12 protein-coding genes and 1 tRNA gene are annotated in these 15,268 nt (G+C 43.1%); 10 read left to right on the top strand and 3 right to left on the bottom strand.

Annotated elements, in window-relative coordinates:
- Positions 1-201: 201 nt before the first annotated feature.
- The 10 genes from IOD06_RS03515 to IOD06_RS03470 all read left to right on the top strand — a co-directional run bounded on the left by IOD06_RS03515 (position 202) and on the right by IOD06_RS03470 (position 11,924).
- Positions 202-1,323: a porin gene (locus tag IOD06_RS03515; protein ID WP_194619138.1), complete on the top strand. Its 1,122-nt coding sequence runs from the start codon at positions 202-204 to the stop codon at positions 1,321-1,323.
- 328 nt (positions 1,324-1,651) lie between these two features.
- Positions 1,652-3,286, top strand: coding sequence for a CTP synthase (locus IOD06_RS03510; RefSeq protein WP_194619136.1), 1,635 nt, complete (start codon positions 1,652-1,654; stop codon positions 3,284-3,286).
- 230 nt (positions 3,287-3,516) lie between these two features.
- Positions 3,517-4,392, top strand: a complete 876-nt coding sequence (kdsA, locus tag IOD06_RS03505; RefSeq protein ID WP_194619134.1) for a 3-deoxy-8-phosphooctulonate synthase — start codon at positions 3,517-3,519, stop codon at positions 4,390-4,392.
- 27 nt (positions 4,393-4,419) lie between these two features.
- On the top strand, positions 4,420-4,674 hold the full coding sequence (locus IOD06_RS03500) for a heavy-metal-associated domain-containing protein (RefSeq protein ID WP_194619132.1): 255 nt from the start codon (positions 4,420-4,422) through the stop codon (positions 4,672-4,674).
- A 178-nt stretch (positions 4,675-4,852) separates the two neighbouring features.
- Positions 4,853-5,077, top strand: a complete 225-nt coding sequence (locus IOD06_RS03495; protein ID WP_010196358.1) for a heavy-metal-associated domain-containing protein — start codon at positions 4,853-4,855, stop codon at positions 5,075-5,077.
- Positions 5,078-5,439: 362 nt separating this feature from the next.
- Entirely contained in the window at positions 5,440-7,800 is a 2,361-nt protein-coding gene (locus IOD06_RS03490) for a cation-translocating P-type ATPase (RefSeq protein ID WP_194619130.1), read from the top strand.
- Between the two features lie 317 nt (positions 7,801-8,117).
- A complete protein-coding gene (gene eno, locus IOD06_RS03485) occupies positions 8,118-9,434 on the top strand; it encodes a phosphopyruvate hydratase (RefSeq protein ID WP_194619129.1) in 1,317 nt (438 codons plus the stop codon).
- Positions 9,435-9,529: 95 nt separating this feature from the next.
- Entirely contained in the window at positions 9,530-9,838 is a 309-nt protein-coding gene (locus IOD06_RS03480; protein WP_010196361.1) for a septum formation initiator family protein, read from the top strand.
- A 162-nt stretch (positions 9,839-10,000) separates the two neighbouring features.
- A complete protein-coding gene (locus IOD06_RS03475; RefSeq protein ID WP_194619127.1) occupies positions 10,001-10,759 on the top strand; it encodes a 2-C-methyl-D-erythritol 4-phosphate cytidylyltransferase in 759 nt (252 codons plus the stop codon).
- A gap of 541 nt (positions 10,760-11,300) precedes the next feature.
- On the top strand, positions 11,301-11,924 hold the full coding sequence (locus tag IOD06_RS03470; RefSeq protein WP_189580140.1) for a BLUF domain-containing protein: 624 nt from the start codon (positions 11,301-11,303) through the stop codon (positions 11,922-11,924).
- Positions 11,925-12,469: 545 nt separating this feature from the next.
- Here the strand turns inward: IOD06_RS03470 and IOD06_RS03465 are convergent.
- The 3 genes from IOD06_RS03465 to pyrC form a co-directional block, all read right to left on the bottom strand.
- A tRNA-Glu gene (locus IOD06_RS03465) sits at positions 12,470-12,545 on the bottom strand.
- A gap of 561 nt (positions 12,546-13,106) precedes the next feature.
- Complete coding sequence (gene rnt / locus IOD06_RS03460; protein ID WP_194619645.1) at positions 13,107-13,766, bottom strand: ribonuclease T; 660 nt, start codon at positions 13,764-13,766, stop codon at positions 13,107-13,109.
- A gap of 271 nt (positions 13,767-14,037) precedes the next feature.
- Complete coding sequence (gene pyrC, locus IOD06_RS03455) at positions 14,038-15,108, bottom strand: dihydroorotase (protein WP_227669863.1); 1,071 nt, start codon at positions 15,106-15,108, stop codon at positions 14,038-14,040.
- Positions 15,109-15,268: the final 160 nt, after the last annotated feature.

The following is a 15,268-nucleotide window of genomic DNA, read 5'->3' as shown; positions in this document are numbered from 1 at the left end:
TAATCAGTCTTAAAATAGATAGTTACAGTCATGTAAATTTTGTTCTTTCATCTTACTGTAATATTTGCTTGATAAAGTAGTGTCTAAGCCGTTCTGGTGGCTCGTTATATATCATGGTCTTGGGAGTTTGTAGCAATACCATTGTACATGCCAGTCAATCTTAGCCAATTTATCACTCAAATCGTCAAGTGGAGATACCCTTTGAAAAAATTACTTTTAGCCTCAGCAATTGCAACGCTATCAGTTTCTGCCGTTCAAGCCGCGCCAACGGTTTATGGCAAAGCATTCGTCACTGCTAACTATGTCAACGCTGAGCTTGATCGTCAGTCTATGGATCTGCCTAACGACACTATCAATATTAATGAAGACAGCAGCTCAGTACAAGTCAGCTCGCATTCTTCACGTCTAGGGTTCAAAGGGTCCGAAGCAATCACTGCTAATACCGATGTGATTTATCAATTAGAGTATGGCATCAAGATCGATGACAGCGGTAGCAGCAACATTGGTTTTAAAAGCCGTGACACCTATTTAGGTTTTAAAAATAAAGACTACGGTCAATTTCGCTTTGGTCGCAACTACTCGGTGTCAGATTACGTCAACAACGTAACCGTTAACGAAGGTTATTGGGATAATATCGGCTCAAGCTCTCTTGGTGGTGATGGTACACTGAGTGAAGCGCTTACCTTGACTGATGGTAAGCGTATTAATAATTCAATCGTATGGATTGCACCCAAATACAATGGTCTACCATTAGAGCTTGCCTTACAATACGGTGCTGATGAGTCTTTTGTCTCTGATAGCGATGACCGTGACAGTGGCTTTGGTGCTTCACTGATGTTTGATCCAGGTACTGGCTTTACCGCAGGTGTGGGTTATGACAAAGACATGAGCGTCACAGGTGAGATTCTTCGTGGCAGTGCCAGTGTCGATTTGGGCAAATACATGGCTTATCCAGTGAAGCTAGGCGCGCTATACCAGCAAGTTGATTTTGATAATTCAGATGATGAAGAGAAAGGATTGGTCGTCAGTGCTGAGATGGGTTTGACTAACTTTGCTCGCCCAGCATCTGTTTATCTTCAGTATGATAAGACTGAAAACTTGGCTGGCCTTGGTGGCAACGACTCAGACCAAATTGTATTGGGCGGTAAATATAAGTTCAAAGACAATATGATTGCTCATGCTTATATCGGTCAAAACTCTGCAGATTTAGAAAACGGTCTGCTCGTTGTTAGAAACAATGCTGATGATACCATTGACTCAGTTAAAGCTCGTGGTGATGCGGATGTGTTTGCTATCGGTGGCGGTTTAGAATATAAATTCTAACTCAATATAGTCAGTTCAATATAAAAAAGAGACAGTGTGACTGATATGAATTTTTTGTACCCTCTGTCTGCGCTTGCACAGCAAGCAAGAAAAATTTGTACCAGTCATACATTATAATGTCGTGTATCTATTTTATTTAGTATCGACTATATGCTGCATAAATACTCTGCTAAAAAGCTCATCCTTCGGGGTGAGTTTTTTTATTATGCGGTTTTAATCAATAAACATTGAGCAAAAACCAAGAGTTTCTGATAGTTTGCGCTTTTGCCCTATATTTTTTGGCGTATCTTTAGTAAAATCCTTCTTTACCAATTACCGAAAGAGTACTATGACCAAGTTTATATTTGTGACCGGTGGGGTAGTGTCCTCACTAGGAAAAGGTATCACTGCTGCTTCTCTTGCTGCGATACTCGAAGCGCGCGGTGTGAACGTGACAATGACCAAGATGGATCCGTATATTAACGTCGATCCAGGTACCATGAGTCCGTTCCAGCATGGCGAAGTGTTCGTCACTGAAGATGGGGCGGAGACGGATTTAGATTTGGGTTATTATGAGCGTTTTTTACGCCACTCTAAGATGAGTAAGAGTAATAACTTTACCAGCGGTCGCATCTATCAGAATGTACTGAATAAAGAGCGCCGTGGTGAGTATCTTGGTGGTACTGTGCAGGTTATCCCGCATATCACTGATGAGATTAAGAGCAAAATTCTTGCCAGTGGCGAGGGTTATGATATCGCTATTATTGAGATTGGTGGTACGGTCGGTGATATCGAGTCGTTGCCCTTTATGGAAGCAGTGCGCCAGATGCAAGTAGAGCTAGGTCGCAATCGCGCCATGCTGATGCATTTGACCTTGGTACCTTATATCGCTAGTGCTGGTGAAACCAAAACTAAGCCTACCCAGCATTCGGTTAAAGAGCTTCGTTCTATTGGTTTACAGCCTGATGTCTTAATTTGCCGCTCTGATCATCACATCTCACAAGACAATCGCCGTAAGATTGCGTTGTTTACCAATGTCGAAGAACGTGCGGTCATCATGTGTGAAGATGCGCAAAGTATTTATCAAATACCGCGTACCCTTTATGAGCAAGATCTTGATGATTTGATTTGTGAGCGCTTTGGTTTGGATGTACCTGAAGCAGATTTGAGCGATTGGGACAAAGTGGTTGAAGCCCAGCTCAATCCTGAATCAACGCTCACTGTAGCGATGGTCGGCAAATACGTCGAGCTGCCTGATGCGTACAAATCAATTAACGAAGCATTATTACACGCTGGTATCACTCATAAAGTAGATGTGAAAATTGATTATATCGATGCCGAACGTTTGGAAGGCGACGATGTTTTATTTGCACAGCTTAATGATGCCGATGCTATTTTAGTGCCCGGTGGCTTTGGTGAGCGCGGTACCATGGGTAAAATGAAAGCCATTACTTATGCTCGCGAAAACAACGTGCCATATTTGGGTATTTGCCTTGGTATGCAGTTGGCCGTTATCGAATACGCACGTAATGTGATGAGTATCGATGCCAACTCTTCTGAGTTCGATCGCAAGACTGCTGAGCCGATCATCGGTCTCATCACTGAGTGGCTAGATGAGCGCGGTGAGTTACAGATCCGTAGTGATGACTCAGATCTTGGTGGCACTATGCGTCTAGGCGCACAGCAAGCCGAGCTGGTGGCTGGCAGCAAATTAAGCCAAATCTATGGCGCGAGTAATATCACGGAGCGTCATCGTCATCGTTATGAGATGAACAACCGTTATATCGAGCCATTAGAGCAAGCAGGCATGACGATATCGGGTTATTCTGCCAAGCAGCATTTGGTTGAGTCGGTTGAGATTAGCGAGCATCCATGGTTTGTCGCCGTACAGTTCCATCCTGAATTTACCAGCTCGCCACGTGGTGGTCATCCACTGTTTAACAGCTTTGTAAAAGCCGCAAAAAATCATAGCGAAACAAAGTAATCGTTAAAATGTGAAGTGTTGTGAAATATAGTGTGAAAGCGTTATTTTCACCAAAAAAGACTGATCTACGGATTGGTCTTTTTTTTTGCTTAATTTGATGGGTGATAATGGTTGTTTAGATATTCTTTAAGTTAGCGATATCTAATTACGCTTGGACACTTTTTTTAATTGGGCTATCGGTTACAATATGGAATATACGTGTTGATAACAATAATGAGGACAAGGGTTTCATGGAAAATCTATTAACAGCGCAATCACATATTCAGCTTAAGACTCCGAGTAATAACACCATTAATATTGGTAACGATCAGCCCTTTGTGCTGTTCGGTGGTATGAATGTCTTAGAGTCCAAAGAATTGGCGTTCGAAATTGCTGAACAGTATGTCGAGATTTGTCAGCGTTTGGGCATCGGCTATGTGTTCAAGGCCAGTTTTGACAAGGCCAATCGCTCAAGCCTGCATTCGTATCGAGGTCCTGGATTAGAAAAAGGTGTCGATTGGCTGGGACAAATTAAAGAAAAGTTCCAAGTGCCTATTATTACTGACGTGCATGAGCCGTACCAAGCAGCGCCCGTCGCTGAAGTTGCTGATATCATCCAACTGCCCGCTTTTTTATCGCGTCAGACTGACTTGGTGCATGCGATGGCGAAGACCGATGCGATTATTAATATCAAAAAAGCGCAGTTTTTAGCGCCGCATGAGATGCGCCATATCGTCAATAAATGCCTCGAAGGTGGTAATGACAAGCTGATACTTTGTGAGCGCGGTAGTGCTTTTGGTTATAATAATTTGGTCGTCGATATGCTGGGCTTCGATACCATGAAGCAAATGGACATACCGGTATTTTTCGATGTCACCCACAGTCTGCAGCAGCCAGGCGGCCGTAGCGATAGCGCTGGTGGACGACGTGAGCAAATCACGACACTTGCACGTGCCGGTATGGCAACTGGATTGGCAGGGTTGTTTTTAGAAGCGCATCCAAATCCAGAAACTGCAAAATGTGATGGTCCGTGCGCCTTGAGAATGAGTCAGTTAGAGCCATTTTTACGTCAGCTTAAGCAAATTGATGATCTCGTTAAAGGCTTTGAGATATTAGATACTCATTAATAGTATAGATTATAAGAGAGTAAGATAATGGCCATACAAGTTGCACAAGTCAGTATCGAAAATATCGATGACGCTGAAGGTCTTGATAGCTTGATGAAAGCGCTTAAGAATATTACAGGAGTCACTGCGATTGAGCTTGATCCTGATAATGACGTTGCAACCGTGCGCTATGATGATACCGATACCAGTATTCACGCCCTAACTGCCGCGATTAGCATGGTCGATTATGTTACCCAACCGTTTCCTATCGATTCACCGCAAAATCCACATCATGATGATTAGCGTTGAGCAAAACATTCTTTGATGATAGGTCTTTTAATAAAGTAACAACCAAACAGTCTTGTTACTGAGGATGATAGCGCTTATGCTTGTTTAGTGTGGCTTTGATAAATTTTAAAAGGTAAATATTAAAGAACAGCTATCAAGGCTATTTTTCACTAATAAAAATAAGGAGCCTACCATGGCAAACCAAACACGTATTATTAAAATTGACGGCATGACTTGTGGTGGCTGTGTGGCCAGTGTCCATAACGCCACCGCTGATATTGATGGGCTAGATGATATCAGTATCGAGCTTGCAGACAATCAAGCAACGGTCACCTTTGATGATAGTAAAACCAGTGCAGAAGTCATTGCGTCAGCTATCGATGACGCTGGCTTTGATGCCACCGTTGCTAACGCTTAATCTTATCCATTTGTATAAAAAACCGGCTATCATGGCTGGTTTTTTAATGGTTAAAAATTATTGATAGTAGCGTCGACATACAATCTTTGTGTCTCCCCAATATGGCTGAAGAAGTTGAGTGATTTGTATTATTATCAATCAGGATCATTGTTTAGCATTATTGCCATTACTGATGATAGTAGCATGCTGATTATTCGATTCGATTACAGTAATATTCAATAGCAGAATGTTTTATTTGTTTGACTTAGATGTCCCCTACACTGGGTTGTTGTTTTAGCTCAGACGACTTTATAACGCCATAACGCATAAACGCCATAACGCATAAACGCCATAACGCATAAACGCCATACCGAGTTTTATTTATGAATGATTCTACCCAAACTGACAATCATAACGCCTACGATGTAGAAACTGACATTCAATCCAATACGCCGCTCGCGCCGCAGCGTGCGCACTTGCAGTTGGCTATTGATGGCATGACGTGTCAGGCCTGTGCCTCGCGAATTGAAAAGGTGCTCAATAAAAAGCCGTCGGTATACGAGGTGAGTGTGAATTTCGCTGGCGAGACCGCGAATGTCGATTATGATCCGACCCAGACGACACCTGAGCAAGTCACAGAATGGGTAAATAAAACTGGTTTCGTTGCCAATTTGCAGGCAGCTGATAGTTTGTTTGCCCAAACTGATAAAGATACCGCGACCGAATACCCATGGCGATTGATTGGTTTGTGGCTATGTTTGCTGCCGTTTTTAGTTGGTATGGCAGGTATGCTGACAGGTTTTGGTATGGCGTGGATGCCACCGGTTTGGATTCAGTTTGTCCTAGCGACGATTGTACAATTTGGCTTAGCATTACCGTTTTATAAGAGCGCTTGGGCATCCATCAAAGGTGGTCTTGCTAATATGGATGTGCTGGTCGTCATTGGTACGGTAACCATATGGGCATATTCAACATATCTGTGGCTGACGCATGGCGATGGTACGTTAAATAGCCTACTACAAAGTGGTCACGCTGGTGGTCATGGGACTGGCAATAGCCCTGATGTGTATTTTGAAGCAGGGGTGATGGTCATCGCTTTTGTGCGAACGGGTAAATATTTAGAAGAGCGTACCAAAAAACACAGCCTTAACAGTATTGATTTATTATTGTCTTTAACGCCTGATGAAGTTGAACAGCAGCAGCCAAATGGTGATTTTCATAATGTTGCTCTTAAAGATGTGCAAATTGGTGATATTTTGCGTGCCAAACAAGGTAGCCGTGTGGCAACGGATGGGGTAGTCATCGAAGGTAGTGGCTGGTGTGTGGAGAGTCACTTAACGGGTGAGTCAGTACCTCTCAAAAAAGAAGAGGGTAATAGTCTGCTAGCAGGCGCTTTAGTCGAAAACGGCAGCTTACTATATCGTGTCAATGCTAAAGGCAGTGATACGAAGCTGGGTGATATGGTACAAGCCCTCAGCGACGCCCAAGGCTCAAAAGCCGACTTGGCGCGTCTAGCTGATCGAGTCACGGCTATTTTTGTGCCAGTGGTGGTAACGATTGCTCTAGTCACCTTTGGGGTTACATGGTGGCTAACAGGTATGGTTGATACTGCCCTAATGCATGCCGTATCAGTATTGGTCATTGCTTGTCCTTGTGCGCTTGGCTTAGCCACGCCAGCGGCTATCATGGCTGGTATGGGGGTCGCTGCTCGTCATGGCGTTTGGTTTAAAGATGCGCAAAGCCTTGAGGCAGCAGGTAATATTGATACGGTCGTGCTCGATAAAACGGGTACATTGACTATTGGCAAACCGACTATCGTCGATAAGGTGATGGTTGATAAGTCGCTTGCTGTGGATGATGTATTGCAGATTGCCGCCAGCGTCGAGGCGCATGCCAGCCATCCGTTAGCCACCGCGTTAATAAATACTGCCAGAGACCGTAATCTGCCACTAATGAATGTTACGGATATTAGTGTCGTTAAAGGCGCTGGTATACAAGCGAACATTGAAGGTTTAGGTGTGGTAAAAGTCGGCACCGCAGAGTTTGCCAATTTAACGCTACCAAAGCTGATGCCAAAAGTATGGCAAATCGCCAGTACCGTTGCCATTAGTATTAACGATGAAGCCTTAGGTGCTTTTGCTTTAGCTGATGATTTAAAAGCCGATACCCCTCAGGCCATTACTGCGCTGCAAGATGCTGGTATCAATGTCATTTTGATGAGTGGTGATAAGCAGTCCGTCGTCGATCATGTCGCAGGGCAGCTGGGTATCAAGCAAGCTTATGGCAAGATGAGCCCACGCGATAAAGCGAGCCAAATCGCCTTGTTGCAAACGGCTGGTCACAAAGTCGCAATGGCAGGTGATGGCGTCAATGATGCGCCAGCGATGGCAACCGCCGATGCCAGTTTTGCGATGTTTGAAGGCACAGATGTTGCCCAGCATAGTGCTTCTGCCCGTTTGATGGGCGAGTCGCTGATGCATATCGATGCCGCGCAAAAAATTGCGCAAGCCACGCTACGTAATATTAAGCAGAATCTGTTTTTTGCCTTTATTTATAATTGTCTTGGCATTCCACTTGCCGCTTTTGGTTTTTTAAATCCTATGATTGCCGCCGCTGCGATGGCGCTTAGCTCTATTTCTGTATTAATGAATGCGCTACGTCTAACTCGATTTAAAACGGAGGTTGAACTTGATAACACGGTATCTGCCTCTCAGACTAAAGCGGAACGTCCAACAAAAGCATAAAAGTCATTTTACTTTTAATATCAGCTACTGAGACAAATTGATAATTAATATTTGGCTATCTATGTGTGGTTTTATGACCGCCAGTCGATGTAAGATAAGGGAAGTTTAGTGAAATTTATGCTATGATGCCAACCACTATAGCTGACGGTTAAAGTACTAAACAAACCCTGAAGCCTGCCCAAAACTAGCCGAGTATATCAGTAGAAAAATCTGGTCTAGGTATAGGGCTATATGATATTTTGCTTTATCTTTTTTGTATTCTAGTTGCCGTTATTTATCCCACAAACTTGGCATGACCAAAGGAATTAACAGACATTATGTACGCTGAAGAAACCACCAACGTTGCCGCAATTAAAGACATTCGTGCTCGTGAGATTTTAGACTCGCGCGGTAACCCAACAATTGAAGTCGATGTTATCTTAGCTGACGGTACTGTCGGCCGTGCTGCTGCCCCAAGTGGCGCGTCTACTGGCTCACGTGAAGCACTTGAGCTACGTGATGGCGACAAAAACCGCTATATGGGCAAAGGCGTCAAAAAAGCCGTTGCCAATGTCAATAGCCAGATTCGCAGTGCGTTGATGGATAAAGAGGTCACCGAGCAGCAAGGTATCGATGATGCCATGATTGCGCTAGATGGTACAGAAAACAAAGACAGCCTTGGTGCCAATGCGATGCTAGCGGTGTCTCTTGCCACTGCAAAAGCCGCTGCCAAGTCACAGAGTCTGCCATTACATCAATACATCGCCAATTTGCGCAACCAGACGTCGTTGACCATGCCTGTACCCATGATGAACATCTTAAATGGTGGCGAGCATGCAGATAACACAATCGATATCCAAGAGTTTATGATTGAGCCAGTTGGTTTCACCAGCTTCTCAGAAGCGTTACGTGCTGGCACGGAAATTTTCCATAGTCTAAAGTCCGTCCTAAAATCACAAGGCTTGAGCACAGCGGTTGGTGATGAAGGCGGCTTTGCTCCGAACCTACGTAGTAACGAAGAAGCTATCACCGTTATCATGCAAGCGATCGAGCAAGTTGGCTACAAAGCAGGCGAAGACATTCATCTTGCACTAGATTGTGCGGCTAGTGAGTTTTATAAAGATGGTCAATATATCTTGGCAGGCGAGGGCAATAAAGCGTTTGATAGTCAAGGATTCTCAGATTATTTAGTAGGGTTGGCGCGTCAATATCCTATTATTTCTATCGAAGATGGTCTTGATGAATCGGATTGGGATGGTTGGAAATACTTAACTGAGCAGATTGGTGATAAAGTCCAATTGGTTGGTGATGATTTATTTGTGACCAATCCTGCTATCTTACAAGAAGGTATTGATAAGCATATTGCCAACGCGATTTTGATTAAATTCAACCAAATCGGTACCTTATCAGAAACGCTAGATGCGATTTATTTGGCGAAGAAAAATGGTTATGCGACGATTATCTCGCATCGTTCAGGTGAAACTGAAGACAGCACCATTGCAGATTTAGCCGTTGGTACTGCTGCTGGTCAGATCAAAACTGGCTCACTATGCCGTTCAGATCGCGTGGCGAAATACAATCAGCTGCTACGTATCGAGCAACAAGTACGTGCAAGCTACCGTGGTCGCGAAGAGTTTATCGGTCTACGTGGCTAATTAGCTAAGGTTAGGCAGTATGTCATTTTTGATATATTGTCTAGCAAGCTTAGCTGGTATTTATTTTATTATCTCTCTATCGTTTGGCCTATCACATGAAATACTTTAGCCAATTTATACTACTTGCTTTAGCCGTTGCGGTGCTGTTAGGACTGCAATATCAATATTGGCTGGGTGAAAATGGGCGCTTTGAGCATAATAAACTACTGACTCAGACTGAAGATCAGCAACGCTTAAATGACAATCAAGTGGCCGCAAATAACTTATTACGTACTGACGTCTATGATTTAAAAAATGGACTTGAGGCAGTAGAAGAGCATGCGCGTTTAGACTTAGGTTTGATTAAGCCAAATGAGACGTTTGTCCAAGTATCAACCGCACCAACGACGCACAGTCGCTACTAATCTTTAACGCCATCGTAATGAGTGTTCATTGATAACGATGGCTTTGCTTTTCTCGAAACCACTATTACTCCTCCTCTTAATACTCATACCTTCCCAGTCATATCATCATGCAAGCAAACCCTGATTACTACTTTATGAACACCACCTTATGAACGTCACCTCATGAATACTACACCTAATATACATGCCATTATCGTCGCTGCTGGTCGCGGTAATCGTTTTGGTGCCTCTATCGCCAAGCAATATACTATGCTGCAAGGGCAGACCTTGCTACAGCACAGTGTGGCACGGCTTGGATGTAGTGCTTATATTGATAAATGTTTATTGGTCGTCGCAGCAGATGATAGCAAAGCAGAGACACTCAATTTTACGCTTCCAATTCATTATGCTATTGGCGGTGCTGAGCGCTGGCAGTCTGTACAGGCGGGGGTAGAGGCGATCGTTAATACAGGTGCGGATGACTCAGACTTGGTGCTCATTCATGATGCTGCGCGTCCAGCAGTTCCAACTCATGATATTGAACAAGTCATTGAAGCGGCAATGCTTGAGCCTTATGGCGCTATCTTAGCGACCCCTGTTGCTGACACTCTAAAGCAATCCTGCAAACAATCCAGCGCTCACTCTGAGCTTATGCGTGATTCTCTAAACGTAAACAAAGACACGTCTAGCGCTTATGTTAAACAAACGATTGATCGCAGTAATATGTGGCAAGCCCAAACGCCCCAAGTATTTCGTTTAGGACAGCTAAGACAAGTATTGAAGCATGTGGCTGAACACAAACTCGATATCACCGATGAAGCCAGTGCATTTGAATACTTAGCACTGCCTATTCGTCTAGTGACTGGCAGTCGCCAAAACATCAAGCTCACCTATCCTGATGACGCTATCTTGCTCGCAGCGATTCTGAAAGCCCAGTCTTAGGGCATATCCTCAATTTGAAAAATCGCTATCTGAAAGCCTAGTTATTTTGATAAATATCAAAAAACTACCTTCTCTTTATTGGCTTACCTTCACTATTTGTTATTAGTCCAAATTATTATGCTGGCATATTGGTGAGTTTACATGACGCGGCAAGTGATATTGTCATAAGTAGCATTCTGTACCAATCTTACAATCTAAATGACGGTTCTATCATTAACTGATCACGTTTTTTTATCATTAACTTCCCGTCATATTGTCTCCTTATGCTACCAATATTAAAAAATCATACCCTACATTCTCATTATGAATGAATATATTATATTATTTAGTATTACTACTTAATGATGTAATATAAACATATATTGATTTGATGACTAAACTAGCCTATGATGTAACCAACTTAATACAATTAATATAAACATTTATAAAATCAATAATATACCAAGCCAATTCGATGTTTTCGAAAGTCTTGTCTCTATGTTTTTTCTAAAGTTAGTATGGTTGTTTTAGCTACATTTACCTGAAAATAGGGAGAAGCTGATTGTCAGTAGTCAATGATTCGACAAATCCAGTAACGACAGATCTCTGCCAACTTGTGTATTTGAGCCGCATCACGTCGACTGGTCTATCAAACGCCAGTACACTGAACGATATCGCAGAAGTCGCCAGCAAACATAATAAAGCTGATAATATTACGGGTATTCTTTGCTACGGCAATGGTTACTTTTTACAGTGTGTGGAAGGTAGTGAGCAAGCGTTAACCAATCTCAAGAATCGCTTGATAATGGATGATCGACATAAAGACTTAACCATTTTAGATTTTTCAGCATTGGAAGATCGTCGTTTCGCTGGTTGGTCACTGCGCTCGATTACTCTTGAGCGCTGGATGATTAAAGAGCCTAAGCTTAAGAAGTTTATGCCGTTTAAGCCTTATGCGTGGAGCACTGACGAATGGACGGAGTTTTTAGATATCTTGCAAGGTTATTATGAAAAGCATGTCAGCACAGGCGAAACTGACAGTCAGCCGATACAATATAGCACTTTAGGTTTAACCTTAAGTAAAGTTGTCGGACAGCACCAAGCCTTTTTCTTAATTCAGACCGTATTGGGCTCGCTGATTATATTAGCGCTACTGTGGTTCATGATATCGGATAAGATTTTTTAGAATATTTTAATTTTTTAGGTCATAAAAAGTAGACCGCTTATGTCGAAAAGCCAGCAAAGATTGCTGGCTTTTTTTGTTATGAATTTTGATAGCTTTTGATAATTATAGTCAGGTTAGGTGTAATATAAAAAGAGACAGCGTGACTGATATAAATTTTTTGTCGCCTCTGTCTGCGTAGGCACAGCAAGTAAGAAAAACTTGTACCAGTCACGCATCATAATGTCGTTTACCCATTTTACTTAGTATTGATTATAACTTTGATATAAGAGCAGGAGTGAAAAAACAGATAAAGGAGAGGATTGGTAGGCGGATTTTTTTATTTGTCGTGTCTTTTTTATAGTGAGCTGACTGTACATCCATGCTTGGAAGTTACAGTAGCAATTAGTTGCGATACCAAGAAAGTAAATCGGGAAAATAAACCGAAAAAATGAATAGACATAAAAAAAGTCCAATCACGATATATTGTGATTGGACTTTTTGATGGTACATTTATCAGTCTTATCTGATGCCTTTCGATAACAGTGCTGATAAGTGACGCCAAATAGTGGCGTCCCCAGGGGGATTCGAACCCCCGTTACCGCCGTGAAAGGGCGGTGTCCTAGGCCTCTAGACGATGGGGACTAGTAACACAACACCTCAGCTGCTTTCACCATTTATGCCGAAGTGGTGCGTATTTTAATGGCGTCTGCGCTTGCTGTCAAGCCTTTTTCTTCGTCTTTTTAATATTAAGTATCTTTTTTTGAGCGCACGGCGTGGATGTAAGTCATTACTCTTTAAATGATGGCGAATCCATAGAGATGTGCAAGCACTAATAGTTAAGGCGAGCAGCATATAGCCGATGATGGTGCCCCATAACTTAAGTTGTGGATCCATAATAAAGTCCCTCCTATTACGCCTTAACAGCAGCAGTGCTACTACTAATAGCAGCTATCAAGGCAGTGTGAGCAACTTAAACCATCTATAGGATATAACGGCGTCGTTTGGGAGTGAAATAGTGGCAAGCAAGTAAGCTATTAAGTCCCTTCAACAGTACTACATAAAGTCAGGAAGGTTTGTCAACTTACTGAAAGTGGTATCAATCATATCCCTATTGATTGTCAAATCAAGATGTCCAAGATGTCAAAGTCATCAAGTATTATAAATAGCACTATTACGTATGGTTGGCAACATAGGATATGTGACTTATGTATTATCGCTATCGCCCGATTCTTCTTTAGTGTCCTCATTATGCATCGCGTTGGCCAGCATTGGATAATGGTTAAGTATATGACAGAATAGCTCGGCTGTTTTTTGGGTGTCATATAGTGCGGAGTGGGCATTTTTGCCGTCAAACTCAAGCCCTGCTGCTTTACAAGCGCGTGCCAGCACTGTCTGACCGAAGGCAAGCGCTGATAGAGTCACCGTGTCAAAGACTGAGAAATTATGGAATGGGTTGTGGCTTTTACTGTTGGTACGTAGCACGGCTGCATTTAAAAACCCTAAATCAAAATGCGCATTGTGTCCAATCAAGACACATTGACGGCAGTCTTCAGCACGGCGGACTTCTTTTAAATCTTTAAAAATTCGACGTAGTGCGGTTTTTTCATCTTCGGCAATGGCTTTACGCATCGGATTGTTGGGATCAATGCCAGTAAAGGCAAGCGCACTTGGCTCAAGATTCGCGCCTTCAAAGGGCTCGATATGAGCATTAAATGCCTCACCAGGATAAAACACACCTTGCTCATTGAGTAATACAGGAATGCAGGCAATTTCTAGCAAAGCATCCGTTTGCGCATTAAAACCTGCTGTCTCCACATCGACGACGACAGGCAGAAACTTGCGAAAACGGTCTTTCAAGCCCATGGGCGCTTGCTCGTCTGCTGCGCTCTCTTCGATGTGAATAGTTGACGCGACATTGAGGCTAGCATCTACATTGCTTAATGGGTTGTCGTTCGGTAAGGCGGCATCGTTTTTAGTGGTCATATCAGGTTAAATCGCTTTTATCAGTCGTATTGTTATATTGAATTAGAAATGAGTATCCCATGAAATCAACCGCTCCTTCAGTACAAAGGCATTATTGATATCATAGGATAAAATACAGAGGTTGCTTTATAAGTGCTATGTTTTATAAGTACTATGCTTTGATAGACCAAGGCAGCGTCTCGCCCGCCATAAGCGGGGTCAATGATGAGCCATCAAAATAAGGGTAGCCTGCGGGTACTTGCATAGGCGTTTTGATTAGGGTAATCGTGCTTTCATTGACTGGCAAGCCATAGAATTGAGCACCAAAGCGACTCGTAAACCCTTCTAACTTGTCTATTTTACCAACACTATCAAAAGCGGTGGCGTACAAAGGCAAAGCAGTTGCCGCACTATAGCAGCCAGCGCAGCCGCAAGCCGCTTCTTTTTTATCCGTTGCATGTGGGGCAGAGTCAGTGCCCAAGAAGAACTTTGGATTGCCACTGGTGGCGACATCTAATAAGACCTTTTGATGACTTTCGCGCTTTAAGATAGGCAAGCAATAAAAGTGTGGTTTGATGCCACCAACCAACAGATGGTTGCGATTGAACATCAAATGCTGCGGGGTGATAGTAGCCGCAATATGATTGCCTTGCGCCAAGACAAAGTCAGCCGCATCACTGGTAGTAATGTGCTCCATCACAATCTTTAACGTCGGGAATTTGATGATAATTTGTGCCAATACCTCATCTAAGAAGCGTTTTTCGCGGTCAAAAATATCCACATGATTTTGTGTCACTTCGCCATGCAACAGTAGTGGCAGGTTGTGCCTTTCTAACGCTTCAAAGACATCCACACAGGCATTGATGTCAGTGACACCATCTGCAGAGTTAGTGGTGGCACCAGCAGGGTAGAGCTTAACTGCTTGGACGATACCTGACTGTGCTGCCATTTCGATATCTTGCGCCGTCGTCCGATCTGTTAAGTATAACGTCATGCGCGGGTCAAATGCTGCTTGGCGCTCTGCAGCCAAATCGCTAGCTTGTAGATGCTCCATGATCCGCGCACGATAGGCACGCGCATCGTCGACATTTTTGACAGGTGGTACTAGGTTTGGCATACAAATAACACGGTTAAAACTACTGGCTGCATGCGGTACGGTAGTGGCTAAGGCGCTGTCATCACGGAGGTGAATGTGCCAATCATCTGGCTGAAGGATGGTCAATTCGGTCATTGAATCAGTCATAGTGTCATCGCGCTCTATATCGTCATTTATGGGAATAAAAAGGAATGATGCTGTGTGGCTATAATAACAGATTTGCCTGCGCGACTAAATATGCGACTAAATATGCGACAACATATCTGTATATCATTTATGGGTCATTGTGTATTTACCAAGATGAATA

This window comes from Psychrobacter sp. N25K4-3-2, assembly GCF_015351755.1.
GTDB classification, from domain to species: Bacteria; Pseudomonadota; Gammaproteobacteria; order Pseudomonadales; family Moraxellaceae; genus Psychrobacter; species Psychrobacter glaciei.
This window is presented reverse-complemented; position numbering and strand designations above follow the sequence as displayed.

Bases quoted from the DNA above. Each gene is read 5' to 3' on its own strand.
- rnt (WP_194619645.1), bottom strand. From the start codon at position 13,766: ATGGGCTTGAAAGACCGTTTTCGCAAGTTTCTGCCTGTCGTCGTCGAT.
- IOD06_RS03495 (WP_010196358.1), top strand. From the start codon at position 4,853: ATGGCAAACCAAACACGTATTATTAAAATTGACGGCATGACTTGTGGT.
- IOD06_RS03510 (WP_194619136.1), top strand. From the start codon at position 1,652: ATGACCAAGTTTATATTTGTGACCGGTGGGGTAGTGTCCTCACTAGGA.
- IOD06_RS03500 (WP_194619132.1), top strand. From the start codon at position 4,420: ATGGCCATACAAGTTGCACAAGTCAGTATCGAAAATATCGATGACGCT.
- eno (WP_194619129.1), top strand. From the start codon at position 8,118: ATGTACGCTGAAGAAACCACCAACGTTGCCGCAATTAAAGACATTCGT.
- IOD06_RS03480 (WP_010196361.1), top strand. From the start codon at position 9,530: ATGAAATACTTTAGCCAATTTATACTACTTGCTTTAGCCGTTGCGGTG.
- IOD06_RS03490 (WP_194619130.1), top strand. From the start codon at position 5,440: ATGAATGATTCTACCCAAACTGACAATCATAACGCCTACGATGTAGAA.
- IOD06_RS03475 (WP_194619127.1), top strand. From the start codon at position 10,001: ATGAATACTACACCTAATATACATGCCATTATCGTCGCTGCTGGTCGC.
- pyrC (WP_227669863.1), bottom strand. From the start codon at position 15,108: ATGACTGATTCAATGACCGAATTGACCATCCTTCAGCCAGATGATTGG.
- kdsA (WP_194619134.1), top strand. From the start codon at position 3,517: ATGGAAAATCTATTAACAGCGCAATCACATATTCAGCTTAAGACTCCG.